Origin of the sequence: Citrobacter freundii ATCC 8090 = MTCC 1658 = NBRC 12681, from assembly GCF_011064845.1 — a bacterium.
GTDB classification, from domain to species: domain Bacteria; phylum Pseudomonadota; class Gammaproteobacteria; order Enterobacterales; family Enterobacteriaceae; genus Citrobacter; species Citrobacter freundii.
Genome location: NZ_CP049015.1, coordinates 973,969 through 986,054 on the forward strand (window position 1 = coordinate 973,969; position 12,086 = coordinate 986,054).

12 protein-coding genes are annotated in these 12,086 nt (G+C 52.9%); 8 read left to right on the top strand and 4 right to left on the bottom strand.

Annotated elements, in window-relative coordinates; translation table 11 throughout:
- The first annotated feature begins 12 nt into the window (after positions 1 to 12).
- Genes G4551_RS04670 through G4551_RS04690 form a run of 5 tightly spaced genes read left to right on the top strand, consistent with a single transcriptional unit; the run spans position 13 to position 4,621 of the window.
- Positions 13 to 618 carry a fimbrial protein gene (locus G4551_RS04670; RefSeq protein WP_003838880.1) on the top strand — a complete coding sequence of 202 codons (606 nt, stop codon included), beginning with the start codon at positions 13 to 15 and terminating at the stop codon, positions 616 to 618.
- Positions 615 to 1,679 (top strand): fimbrial protein, encoded by a 1,065-nt coding sequence (locus G4551_RS04675; protein ID WP_003838878.1) that lies wholly within the window; start codon positions 615 to 617, stop codon positions 1,677 to 1,679. The genes G4551_RS04670 and G4551_RS04675 overlap by 4 nt, the downstream gene beginning before the upstream one ends.
- Before the next feature lie 9 nt (positions 1,680 to 1,688).
- A complete protein-coding gene (locus G4551_RS04680) occupies positions 1,689 to 2,231 on the top strand; it encodes a fimbrial protein (RefSeq protein ID WP_003838876.1) in 543 nt (180 codons plus the stop codon).
- 1 nt (position 2,232) lies between these two features.
- Complete coding sequence (locus G4551_RS04685; protein WP_003838875.1) at positions 2,233 to 3,900, top strand: O-antigen ligase family protein; 1,668 nt, start codon at positions 2,233 to 2,235, stop codon at positions 3,898 to 3,900.
- 1 nt (position 3,901) lies between these two features.
- The gene (locus G4551_RS04690) at positions 3,902 to 4,621 is read left to right on the top strand and encodes an EAL domain-containing protein (protein WP_003838873.1); all 720 of its coding nucleotides are present in this window, start codon (positions 3,902 to 3,904) and stop codon (positions 4,619 to 4,621) included.
- A gap of 15 nt (positions 4,622 to 4,636) precedes the next feature.
- Here G4551_RS04690 and G4551_RS04695 read toward each other — a convergent pair whose 3' ends face one another.
- The 3 genes from G4551_RS04695 to fadE all read right to left on the bottom strand — a co-directional run bounded on the left by G4551_RS04695 (position 4,637) and on the right by fadE (position 8,549).
- Positions 4,637 to 5,047, bottom strand: coding sequence for a Spy/CpxP family protein refolding chaperone (locus tag G4551_RS04695; RefSeq protein ID WP_003838871.1), 411 nt, complete (start codon positions 5,045 to 5,047; stop codon positions 4,637 to 4,639).
- A 179-nt stretch (positions 5,048 to 5,226) separates the two neighbouring features.
- The gene (locus tag G4551_RS04700) at positions 5,227 to 5,994 is read right to left on the bottom strand and encodes an amidohydrolase (RefSeq protein WP_003031394.1); all 768 of its coding nucleotides are present in this window, start codon (positions 5,992 to 5,994) and stop codon (positions 5,227 to 5,229) included.
- Between the two features lie 110 nt (positions 5,995 to 6,104).
- Positions 6,105 to 8,549 carry an acyl-CoA dehydrogenase FadE gene (gene fadE / locus G4551_RS04705; RefSeq protein ID WP_003838869.1) on the bottom strand — a complete coding sequence of 815 codons (2,445 nt, stop codon included), beginning with the start codon at positions 8,547 to 8,549 and terminating at the stop codon, positions 6,105 to 6,107.
- Positions 8,550 to 8,788: 239 nt separating this feature from the next.
- On the opposite strand from fadE, the gene lpcA reads away from it, so the two are divergent.
- On the top strand, positions 8,789 to 9,370 hold the full coding sequence (lpcA, locus tag G4551_RS04710) for a D-sedoheptulose 7-phosphate isomerase (protein WP_003031390.1): 582 nt from the start codon (positions 8,789 to 8,791) through the stop codon (positions 9,368 to 9,370).
- A gap of 111 nt (positions 9,371 to 9,481) precedes the next feature.
- Positions 9,482 to 10,249, top strand: a complete 768-nt coding sequence (locus G4551_RS04715; protein WP_003031388.1) for a class II glutamine amidotransferase — start codon at positions 9,482 to 9,484, stop codon at positions 10,247 to 10,249.
- Here the strand turns inward: G4551_RS04715 and dpaA are convergent.
- On the bottom strand, positions 10,220 to 10,960 hold the full coding sequence (dpaA, locus tag G4551_RS04720) for a peptidoglycan meso-diaminopimelic acid protein amidase (protein WP_003830823.1): 741 nt from the start codon (positions 10,958 to 10,960) through the stop codon (positions 10,220 to 10,222). The genes G4551_RS04715 and dpaA overlap by 30 nt on opposite strands.
- A 349-nt stretch (positions 10,961 to 11,309) precedes the next feature.
- Between dpaA and G4551_RS04725 the strand changes: the two genes are divergently transcribed.
- Complete coding sequence (locus G4551_RS04725) at positions 11,310 to 12,071, top strand: C40 family peptidase (protein ID WP_003838866.1); 762 nt, start codon at positions 11,310 to 11,312, stop codon at positions 12,069 to 12,071.
- Positions 12,072 to 12,086: the final 15 nt, after the last annotated feature.

The window sequence follows — 12,086 nt, forward strand, 5'->3', positions numbered from 1 at the left end:
CAGGATTCGTAAATGAAAAAGATGCTTTGCGCTCTGCTGATGGCGGGCATGGCCTGCTCGGTTCAGGCCACAAGCGGTCGCCAGGATATGAGCAACGTGTCCGGTGAGTATGGCAATGTCCGCTTTCATGGTCGGGTATTCGTTTCGCCGTGCGTGCTGGATATGGCCTCCCGCGATCAGACTATCGATCTTGGTGATATTTCCGCCAGCCGATTTCGCCAGGGCGGCGATCGCAGCGATCCGGTAGTGGTCACGCTGTATCTGAACGGCTGTTTAAAGGGCTCCGGTCATACCTTAAGGGATTTTCCCGGGCAGACCAGTGAGATGCCTGAGCTTGCTTACAGCACGGTGGAGCGTGGTGTTTCGATGACGATGATGGCTGAAGGCGCACCGGAAAACAGCGATTTGGGGCGCATTCGTGGCGATGTTCGCGGCGCGGGCATCCGGCTACTGACTGAACGTAAGCAGTTGATCCACCTGAATCAACCGCAACGCATGTGGATCCTCAAACCGGGCGATAACGCCATTCATTTTCTTGCCGCGCTGGAATCTTTTGGGCGAGAGGTGACCGCCGGAGAATTTAACGGTCTGGTCAGACTTAAGCTGGAGTATCTATGAGCGTATTGCGCAAAATGCTGCTGTGGGCGGTGCTGGCAGGCTGTCCTCTGGCCGGGCAGGCATTTACACAGGGAGAAGGTGAGCCGGAAGGTGGGTCGCCGCATCAGTACGATATTGAACTGAACTCGCTGGATGTCAGCAAAAACCACGTGGGCGGCAGAACGGAGCCGTTTCCCTGGAATCTTGGCAGTTGGTATGTAGTGGATTTTCACTGCGAACAGGCTGACATCTCCCGACAACCGATTTACTACACCACCACGACCACGATGCCGCCTTCCAATCAGGGAGCGAACCGTTTTCGCCTAAACGAGTATCTGGATGTGGAAGTACAGGTGTGGGTCGCCGGGCGTTATAACAACTACGTTCAGGCACCTTTTACCAATTTTTCAAATCGTTATAACGATCATAGCTGCAAAAAGCGCAAAGGTTACGAGCGGGCTACCAACATAGAAAGTGGTTCAAAAGGGAAAGTGACGTTTATTGTCACAAAACCCATTATTAATGGCATCAATATTACCTCCCAGTCGCTGGTGGAGGTTGCTGGGCGCTTAGGGGATGCTGGTCCTACGCCGACAACGCCAATTTCCCGCGTGGTGATTAAATCCGGGCTGATTACCGTACCGGACAAATGCACCTTCAACCGGGGAGACAAAATCAGCATTGAGTTTGGCGATTTGCCAGGATCCGCTGCCCGGCTCAACGGCACTAACTATAGTAAGCCAATCCCTATACATGTGGTGTGTGAGGGCGGCAGCTTCGATCAGGGCGCGCTGAATATCAATCTTGGCGTGCAAACGACCACGGCGTCAGGCACGGCGGGATTTAACGGTAATCTCCTCGGCACGTTAAGCGGCGGACAAAAACGCGACGATCTCGGCATTATGCTTAAAGACGAGAGTGGTGGCACCGTTGTGCCCAATCAATTTTACAACGTGAAGGGGTTTTACCAGAATCAGGGCGACTGGAATCTCACCGCCGCGCCGGTGGCAAAGCCGGGCGTGGGAAGTGTGAAGGAAGGTGAATTTGAAGCCTCTGCCACCGTTGTCGCGCAGTTTCAGTAGGGGGATGTCATGAGATTCTCGGCGTTATTCGCGACCGGTATGTTACTGCTTGGCAGCATAGCACAGGCCGACACCAAACTGGTCGGCGGCGATATGTATTTTCACGGCACCATCAGAGCACTGGCCTGCAGCCTTGCACCGGGTGGCGACAAAATCGAGGTCGATTTCAAGCAAATCGCGACGCAGGATCTCTATCTCTCGGGGCGCAGTAAGCCGGAAAAATTCAGCATCAAGTTACGCGACTGCAATCCTGAGGTTTTCCGTGGGATCTCGGTTACCTTCAGCGGTCGTGAGGATGCGGAGCTGGCAGATCATCTGGCGCTGGATAGCAGTGAACAAGGCGGCGCGTCAGGGATCGGGATTGGGATGAGCGAAGAGGACGGCACGGCAATCCGCCTTGATGAGAGCACATCAGTCAAAGAGATAACAGAAGGTTCGATGACGCTGAATTTTTTTGCGTGGGTCGCAGCGGAGCCATCGGCGATAAAAAATCAGTCTCTCGAATACGGTCCGTTCAGCGCCAGCGGGACCTGGACGTTGAACTACCAGTAGCATGATGAACGTACTGAATCGGATTGCGCCGCTGCCTGCGCAGAAATTATTGCTCGGTATTAGTCTGTTTTTCTGGTGTGGGGCCATGCATCTCTACTGGCCGAACAACGGCGGCAGCGGTCTGTCGTTGCCGCTTAATATTACGAGCTGGATCTACGCTGTTGTACTGGCTGCAAGCGTATTGATGCTGGCGCCTCGTCAACGCTGGCGCATCACTGTGCCAGCTGCGGGTTTTACGGTCGGGGCGTTCATCCTGACGTTGCTTTGCCTGCTAACACCTGACGTCAGGCAGGCCGAGGCACTACTGGTGGCGGGGGCGTTACTGGGAGGTGTGAGCGTCTATCTGGTCACATTGCAAATTCCTCTCACGGCAAACACCCTGACGGCACTGCTGGCCCTGCTATGGGGGGCGTGCGTGATTGAATGTCTGGTGTTTGTCTATCAGTACTGGCATTTGCCGGGCGTGGATTACTGGGAGTTTGCCTGGCGACGTGGTACACGGCCTTACGGCATTTTTCAGCAGGTCAACCTGCTGGCCAGCTTTACGGCCTGTGGCGTGTTGCTGTCAGCCACGCTCTTTTTACGGCTGCGCGACGGGTATCGAATTGTCATCGGGGTTGGCCTGGTGATGATGGGATTTGTGCTGCATGAATCCCAGTCGCAAACCGGTTACCTGTCTCTGGTAGTCGGTGAAGTGCTGCTGCTGGCGGTTTTCCCGGCGCAACGGCGTACGTTGTTACTACTCCTGTTGCCGTTGGCGTCAGGCATGGCGGCGGGGTCGCTCGTTCGCCATTTTTTGTCCGTTGCAACGGTCGATCACTTCGCCACTTCCCAGGTGCGCTGGACGGTACTCAAAACGTCGTTGGCATTATTTGCCGAACGCCCGTGGACGGGGTGGGGCGTGGGCAGTTTTGCCGCCGTGTTTCTCGAACGTGCGGGACCGTTGGGGTTGAGCAGCATCTCGCATCCGCACAATGAACTGGTGTTATGGCTGGTGGAGGGCGGTCTGGTTGGGCTGGTGGGAGCGCTGTGTTTTATTGCGAGTGGTTTCTGGCTCTGGATGCATGGAAATCGTTGGCGTCGCGCCTGTCTGGTGGCGGCGCTGCCGGTGGTGATTCATATGCTGACGGAATACCCCGTCAGGCAGTCAACGCCGCATTGGCTACTGCTGATCCTGTTGCTTCGATGTGCAGACAGCGACCGAGCTGGAATACGCCTGGTGCTTACGTCGACGTGGCTGATTCGCGCGCCAGGGGTAATCTCGCTACTGACCGTCGCGCCATTGCTGCTTCTCACGCTGCATACGCAACAGCAACTGACGCTGGCAGAGCGGCAGTCAGCCCAGTGGCGTCTGGCCGAATCGCTCCCTGTGGGAGGCTGGCTTCTTGCCACTCGCTACCGGTTTGATGTCCAGATGGGGTATCTGCAGCGGTATCAGCGTACCCGGGACGCTCGTTGGCTGGAGGCGGTTCGCCGCTGGGCGCCTGACTATGTGCGCGTTCACCCAGACCCTAATGTCTCCTTCACGCAAATCTTGCTGGCGTTGCAACAGCGCGACCTTGTCGAGGCGCATCGTCTGGCGACGCGCTTTTGCCTGATATACCCGAACGATCGCCGTATCCCGTGGCTGCAGGATGCACGACGTCCTTTTAATAAAATAATGGAATGATATGAACAGATTCAGCGAACAGGCCCGTTATGTGCCAGAACTTCCCCGCAACGCCGAACTGCTGCAGATCACTGGGATCCGTTTGCAGCGCATTCATTTTTTTGATGACGTATCGCTGGATGTCTGTGAAGTGTTAAGTCAGGTACGCACTCCGCTCCCACTGGATTTGTTTTTCAAGCACCTTTCAATTGCGGCAAAACAGCAGCTTTTTCTATGGCAAATGCAACGGGTGCTGGCTCTTTCTGGAAGCTATTCGTTGAATTTATCCGTCAGGATGCTGACCTGTCTGTCATGGGTCACGCGTCTCACAAAGCAGGTGCATCAGGGGCGGATTGTTATTGAGATTCAGGATCCGGGCTCCATGATGCGGCTGGAGAAGGCAGAGCAGCAGGCCGTATGCATCGCCGTAAAAACGCTGGTGCGTCACGGGTTTCGCGTGTGGCTGGATGATGTTTCACCTGAGCTATTTTTTGTCTGGCGGCTGTCGGGCATCCGTTTCGATGCCATCAAAATTGAAAGTGGAATGTTTCATCAGTTCAGAACATCGGAGTGGCAGTTGAGGGTTCTGGTCAATCAGTTTCGTGGGCTGGGTGAACGGGTTGTCATTGAGGGGGTAGAAACGCCACAGGATTATGCCATTTGCCGTATGAGCGGCGCAGATGCTGTACAGGGTTTTCTGTTTGAACAGGCGATTTTACCGAAAAGCCTGAATCATTGCTGATCCAGGCTCTGGCAATTACTCGCTTAGCGTCTGTGCGATGTCTTTTTGCACCTGCTGGCGCTGTTCTGGAGTCAGCACTTTGTTCAGGTCAAAATAGTATTTCACGCGATAATAACGCGCCTGCTGTTCGATGTTGCTGAATGCCGAAAGCTGTTTTTTGACGGCTGTTTCATCCCACTTCCCGGACTTGATGACGTCAATCAACGCGCCGTCTTTAACATCCTTCACCGAAATCTGGCTTACGTTGGTTTCAAGCTGCTGGTGCAGTTTTTTAATCTGCGCAATCTGGTCTGTGCTCAACTTAAGATGTTGTACTATCGGATCCTGGGCTGGAGCCGGAACATTAGATGTGGTTGCTGCAAGGGTGCTAAAAGAAGCGCCAGCCACGGTAACTGCCAGCAAAGTCATGCGTAAGAAGTTCTTCATGTCGAGATCCTGATAAGGGAATTATTAACATTGTCAGTCACTCGCTGGTTACGAGTGATTATCTTTTGCAGGATACGATGCCCACCGCATGTCGCCACGCGAATTTGTTTTGCGGTTGGTTACGGAGTGAAACAATCCCGCCACGGAAAAACGTTATGCAGCGGGAGTGAAGGCGATAGTTATAGTGTGAATGGGTCGGCGTCCTGCCAGGCGGGAAATTTCTCGCGATATTCACGCAGCGCTGAGAGAGACAGTTCTGCGTCAATGCGTGTGGCCTGATGCGGCTCGGCGGTGGCAATAATCTCACCCTGCGGATTAATCACCCGGCTGTCACCGCGATAATGATGCCCGTTACCGTCAGTGCCCACGCGGTTACATCCTGCTACATAAGCCTGGTTCTCAATCGCCCGTGCGGCAAGCAGAACCTGCCAGTGCAGAGAACGCGGCGCCGGCCAATTGGCAACATACAACGCAAGGTCGTAATCGTTGCGATTGCGCGACCATACCGGAAAACGCAGGTCATAACAGACCAACGGCAGAATGCGCCAGCCGCGCCATTCAACAATAACGCGCGCGTCACCCGCCTGGTAATGCTGGTGCTCATCCGCCATGCGGAACAGATGGCGCTTGTCGTAGAAATGCACATTACCTTCGGGTTCAACCAGCAAAAAACGATTCACCGGTCCCCGTTCAGACTGTATCGCCGCGCTACCTGCTATCAGGGCATTTGTCTGCTGCGCTTTGCTACGCATCCAGCTTACAACTTCCTCTTGCGGCAACGATTTATTTGCCGCTTCCATGGCAAATCCGCTGGTAAACATCTCAGGCAATACAATGACATCACGTCCGGCGACGGTTTCCAGTTGTCGGTCAAAATGGCGCAGGTTGGCCGGACCATCCATCCAGATCAATGGTTGTTGCAGCAGAGTAATTTTCAAACCAGGCACGATCGAGGCTCCTCGTTGAACAACATTTTGACACTGTAGCATGAGCATTAATGAAAATGTGGCAATAAAAAGCCCCGCATTAAGCGGGGCTAAACGTCGTGCGAGTGTCGTTATGCGGCTTCGACTTTACGCACTTTCTCTGGCAGCTTTACCGGCTGAGTCGCCAGCTCCTTGGGTTCAAAGTCATCCACGTTGATACTGCGCAGGCGGCTCGCTTCGGCTTTCACCAGAATCGCGGCTTCATCTTTATCAATCAGCCCTTTCGCCAGCGCATTGTGCGCCAGTTCGTCGAGACGGGTAAATGGCAGGTTTTTACCCAACTCTTTACAGATCCGCTGGTGGATTGGGTCGGCTGCAATCACGTCCAGCAGCGCCTCTTCCAGCAAACCAACCGGGTTATGCTCGCTTGGCGTCAGATATTGACCGCGACCAATACGAGAACGAGTAGCGCTCGGAACCTGCAAAATCTTCGCGACTTTATGATCCAATTTGTCAGACGGTGCATGGTAGTGGCGACCGGTAGGGAAGATAACCACATTCAGCAAGCCCGCGACCAGACGGTTCGGGAAGTTCTTCAGCAGATCGTCCATCGCCTGTTCCGCTTTGTACAACGCATCCTGAACGCCCCAGTGAACCAACGGCAGGTCCGCTTCATGACGGCCTTCGTCGTCATAACGCTTCAGCACCGCGGAGGCCAGATACAGCTGACTTAACACATCGCCCAGACGTGCGGAGATACGTTCACGACGCTTCAGACTACCGCCCAGTACAGCCATCGACACATCTGAAAGCAGGGCCAGGTTGGCGCTCAGACGGTTCAGGTGCTGGTAGTAACGTTTGGTCGCATCGCCAGTTGGCGTGCTGCTGGTTAAACCACGCGTCAGGCCAAGCCAGAAGCTACGCACTTTGTTACTGCCGACGTGACCGATGTGTTTGAACAGCAGCTTGTCGAACGCATTCACATCGTTACTCTGTGCCGCAGCCATCTCTTCCAGAACATACGGATGGCAGCGAATCGCACCCTGACCGAAGATCATCATGCTACGGGTCAGAATGTTGGCACCTTCAACGGTAATAGCGATTGGCGCACCTTGATAAGCACGGGCGAGGAAGTTGCTTTCGCCAAGCATAATGCCTTTACCGCCAGTGATATCCATCGCATCGATGATTGACTGCTGCCCGCGGTGGGTGCAGTGATATTTCACGATGGCCGACAACACCGCCGGTTTTTCACCCAGCATAATGCCGTAGGTAATCAGTGATGCTGCAGCGTCCATCACGTAGGCGTTACCGGCAATACGTGCCAACGGCTCTTCAATACCTTCCATCTTGCCGATAGAGATTTTGAACTGGCGACGAATGTGCGCATACGCGCCGGTGGCCATCGCGACCGATTTCACGCCGCCCGTCGAGTTAGATGGCAGGGTAATACCACGTCCCACAGACAGGCATTCCACCAGCATGCGCCAGCCCTGACCGGCCATTTTCGGACCACCGATGATGTAATCAATTGGTACAAACACATCTTTGCCCAGTGTCGGACCGTTCTGGAACGGCACGTTCAGCGGGAAGTGACGACGCCCAATTTGTACACCTGGCGTTGAGGTTGGGATCAGCGCACAGGTAATGCCAAGATCTTCTTCGCCACCCAGCAGTTTTTCCGGGTCGGAGAGTTTAAATGCCAGACCCAGCACGGTAGCGATAGGCGCCAGCGTGATATAGCGTTTGTTCCAGGTCAGGCGCATACCCAGCACCTGCTGGCCCTGCCAGTCGCCCATACAAACCACGCCGGTATCAGGGATCGCGCCTGCGTCGGAGCCGGCTTCCGGGCTGGTCAGAGCAAAGCATGGGATCTCCTGACCGCGAGCCAGACGTGGCAGATAATGATTTTTCTGCTCTTCGGTGCCGTAATGTTGCAGCAGTTCGCCTGGGCCTAATGAGTTAGGCACGCCAACGGTGATCGCCAGGATCCCAGAAACGCCGGAGAGTTTCTGTAGAACGCGAGCCTGAGCATATGCTGAGAATTCCAGACCGCCGTACTCTTTCTTAATGATCATCGCGAAGAAGCGGTGTTCTTTCAGATATGCCCACAGTTCCGGAGGCAGATCCGCGAGTTCGTGAGTGATCTGAAAGTCGTTCGCCATGCGGCACGCTTCTTCCACTGGACCATCAATAAACGCTTGCTCTTCAGCAGTCAGATGCGGCTGAGGATAGTTATGCAGTTTTTTCCAGTCAGGCTTGCCCTGGAACAGATCACCTTCCCACCAGGTCGTACCGGCATCAATCGCTTCTTTCTCAGTACGCGACATTGGCGGCATGACTTTACGGAAACCGCGGAACACCGGTGCAGAGATCATAGATTTGCGCATCGGCGTAAAGTTAAACGGTACGAGAATAATGGCCAGAGGAACCAGCAGCCAGACTGACCACAGGCCAGCCACGCCAAGCGCGGCCGTCCAGGCGAGCAAAATTAAGCTGCTGAGGAATAAGCTCACGCGGTGATAAAACAGAACGCTGAGCAGAACAACCGTAGCGATAATACTCAAAATCATCATAACGAAAAGCTCCCTTGCTTGTAGGAGGTCTGACCACTTGTGATGATATGGTTGTAGTGGATGTAAATTCTTTTAGCAATGTGTTTACAAAATAATTACAACAAAGCTCACATTGTTGCTGTTTTAACCGGCACAAAAAATCAAAAGCCGTAGCCATTCCTGTGGCTTGTACTTCTCGCTGGTAGCGCTATCCGGTACACTGCACCTTGTCATTTACATTCATGCTGAAGGATATCCTCATGTACCAGGATCTTATTCGTAACGAACTGAGCGAAGCGGCGGAAACGCTGGCTAATTTTCTTAAAGATGACGCCAATATTCACGCCATTCAGCGCGCGGCGGTCCTGTTGGCAGACAGCTTTAAAGCCGGCGGTAAGGTACTCTCTTGCGGTAACGGCGGTTCCCATTGCGACGCGATGCACTTTGCCGAAGAGCTGACCGGACGCTATCGTGAAAACCGTCCTGGTTACCCTGCTATCGCTATCTCTGACGTCAGCCATATCTCCTGCGTCAGCAACGATTTCGGTTACGATTATGTGTTCTCTCGCTACGTAGAAGCCGTGGGTCGTGAGGGAGATGTCCTGTTAGGCATCTCGACTTCGGGTAATTCCGGTAACGTAATTAAAGCGATTGCCGCAGCGCGTGAGAAAGGGATGAAAGTTATCACCCTGACCGGTAAAGATGGCGGCAAAATGGCGGGCAGCGCGGATATCGAAATTCGCGTGCCGCACTTTGGCTACGCTGATCGTATTCAGGAAATTCATATCAAAGTGATCCATATCCTGATCCAGTTGATCGAAAAAGAGATGGTTAAACCATAAGAAGACGATTGCCGGATGGTGGCTGAAGCCTTATCCGGCCTACATGAGCGCCATGTAGGCCTGATAAGCGCAGCGCCATCAGGCAGTTCACGGTTTTAAGGTAGGTGATGTATGTGCGAACTGCTCGGGATGAGCGCCAATGTGCCAACCGATATCTGCTTTAGCTTCACCGGGCTGGTCCAGCGCGGCGGAGGTACCGGGCCGCACAAAGACGGCTGGGGTATTACGTTTTATGAAGGTAAGGGCTGCCGTACGTTTAAAGATCCGCAACCCAGCTTTAATTCGCCTATCGCCAAACTGGTACAAGACTATCCCATCAAATCCTGTTCCGTGATTGCCCATATTCGTCAGGCGAATCGTGGAGAAGTTGCGCTGGAAAATACCCATCCATTTACCCGTGAACTATGGGGACGTAACTGGACGTATGCCCATAACGGGCAACTCAGCGGTTATAAATCACTGGAGACCGGTAATTTCCGCCCGGTCGGTGAAACCGACAGCGAAAAAGCTTTCTGCTGGCTGCTCCACAAGCTGACGGAGCGTTATCCGCGCACGCCTGGCAATATGACGGCGGTGTTTAAATATATCGCGATGCTGGCAGGAGAACTGCGGGAGAAGGGCGTCTTCAACATGCTGTTGTCTGACGGACGTTATGTGATGGCCTTCTGCTCGACCAATTTGTTTTGGATCACGCGTCGTGCGCCGTTTGGCGTGGCGACATTGCTGGATCAGGATGTGGAGATTGATTTTAGCTCAGAGACCACACCCAATGATGTGGTCACCGTGATTGCCACTCAACCGTTAACCGGCAATGAAACCTGGCAAAAGATTATGCCAGGCGAGTGGGCATTATTTTGTCTCGGGGAGCGTGTAGTTTGATGCCAGTTGCGGCTGAACGACTTCGTGGCTCAACGGCTTGCTGACGACGTAACGACCATCGACGACGGAAACGGTCGGTGGCTTACGCGTTTGTTCAAAGTAATCGTATCCTGGCTTTAACTGGGCCCAGAAATCTTTGTAATACGAAAACTTATGGCGCTGCATGTTGGCATCGGTCATGCGGAACGGATAAATGCTCACCTGTACGCTGGATTGTCCGAACACCAGAGCGCCGGTCACAAACTGGAAAATCTCATCAATGCCGTTGTCGGTCATTGCGTAGCAGCCGACGGAAACACAGGCGCCGTGGATCATCAGGTATTTACCTTCATAACCGTGTGCGCGATCGTAGGCATTAGGGAAACCAATGTTAATCGCTTTATAGAAGCGGCTATCCGGTTTCAGCTGTCCACGCTGAACGCTGTAAAATCCTTCCGGACTTTTGAAATCACCCTGACGCTGTTTCGGCCCTAAGCCACCGGAATAATTACAGATCTTATAACTGTCGAGCAATTGATACTGTTCGCCCATCTTGACGTACAGATCCAACGTTCGCTCTTCTTTGAAGATCTGGATATAAACGGGGGAGCCCATTAATTGCTGCTTATATTCTTTGCTGACAGGCGTAGTCGGGCTGCTGCTGCTCAGCAAACCGGCAAACGAAACGCACGGCAATAAAAGCATCGCAAGAAAAAATGCGATTTTACGCATACTGCTTATTCCTTGATAAAACGATTACACACGCCAGGACGGCAAAAAGAGTCCCCAAATCGGATAAATCTGGATCTGGAGCGCTCACATTAGCACCAAGAGAGTTTTTCGCAAGTCTCTCGTGCGGCGTTTACACTTTAGTTTTTCTTTATACGGAAAATTGTGCTTAAAGGCAGTCAGACACTGGCTTGTTTTGCTGGTTAGCACACTGCATTTCGTCTTATTAGTGAAGAATGTCTATTCTATTGAATTTAAAAAATTAATTATTTAATAATCGAATATTAAAAAGGAATGATGGGCAATAGCGGTAGACTGCGGCGAACGTGTTTGACCAGGTATTCTTCTTTTCATGTTTTTTGTCTCTGCACCCCGTTGCTTCTTGCCGGGTCTGCTGTCTTTGTGTGTTGTGCTGTCTTTACCGTCTGTCGCCAAAGTTCAGCCCCATTTATCTGACGCCCATTTAAGCTATGCGACTCACTTGCGGATGCGTAACCGCGCCCGGCTGCTGAAGCAGTATCACGCGCAGGTAAAAAAGCAGGCAAGCTACGTGGTGGAAGGCAACGCAGAAAGTAAAAGCGCGCTGCGCCAGCAGAACCGGGCGCTGATTAAACAGCACCCGGAGTGGTTCCCTGGCCCACTAAAAGCCAGCGACCATCGCTGGCAGGAACTGGCTGAGAATGACCATTTTCTCAGTAGCAATCATCTACACAATATCACTGAAGTGGCCATCCACCGACTTGAGCAACAGCTCGGTAAACCCTATTTGTGGGGCGGTACCGATCCGGATGAAGGGTTTGACTGTAGCGGGCTGATTTTTTATGCCTACAACAAAATCCTGGCGGCAAAATTGCCCCGGACAGCGAATGAAATGTATCACTATCGACGGGCTACTATTGTCGCTAACCGCGATCTTCGCCGTGGTGATTTAGTGTTCTTTCATATTCACAGCCGGGATATTGCCGATCATATGGGCGTCTATTTGGGGCAGGGACAATTTATTGAATCACCACGGACAGGAGAAACAATTCGGGTGAGCAATTTATCCGATGACTTCTGGCAGGATCATTATCTTGGCGCTCGTCGTATTCTTACGGAAAATACGATTCTGTAATCAAAAAGGCGGTGT

Coding starts and splice junctions, on each gene's coding strand:
- G4551_RS04670 (WP_003838880.1), top strand. CDS start 13: ATGAAAAAGATGCTTTGCGCTCTGCTGATGGCGGGCATGGCCTGCTCG.
- G4551_RS04675 (WP_003838878.1), top strand. CDS start 615: ATGAGCGTATTGCGCAAAATGCTGCTGTGGGCGGTGCTGGCAGGCTGT.
- G4551_RS04680 (WP_003838876.1), top strand. CDS start 1,689: ATGAGATTCTCGGCGTTATTCGCGACCGGTATGTTACTGCTTGGCAGC.
- G4551_RS04685 (WP_003838875.1), top strand. CDS start 2,233: ATGATGAACGTACTGAATCGGATTGCGCCGCTGCCTGCGCAGAAATTA.
- G4551_RS04690 (WP_003838873.1), top strand. CDS start 3,902: ATGAACAGATTCAGCGAACAGGCCCGTTATGTGCCAGAACTTCCCCGC.
- G4551_RS04695 (WP_003838871.1), bottom strand. CDS start 5,047: ATGAAGAACTTCTTACGCATGACTTTGCTGGCAGTTACCGTGGCTGGC.
- fadE (WP_003838869.1), bottom strand. CDS start 8,549: ATGATGATTTTGAGTATTATCGCTACGGTTGTTCTGCTCAGCGTTCTG.
- lpcA (WP_003031390.1), top strand. CDS start 8,789: ATGTACCAGGATCTTATTCGTAACGAACTGAGCGAAGCGGCGGAAACG.
- G4551_RS04715 (WP_003031388.1), top strand. CDS start 9,482: ATGTGCGAACTGCTCGGGATGAGCGCCAATGTGCCAACCGATATCTGC.
- dpaA (WP_003830823.1), bottom strand. CDS start 10,960: ATGCGTAAAATCGCATTTTTTCTTGCGATGCTTTTATTGCCGTGCGTT.
- G4551_RS04725 (WP_003838866.1), top strand. CDS start 11,310: ATGTTTTTTGTCTCTGCACCCCGTTGCTTCTTGCCGGGTCTGCTGTCT.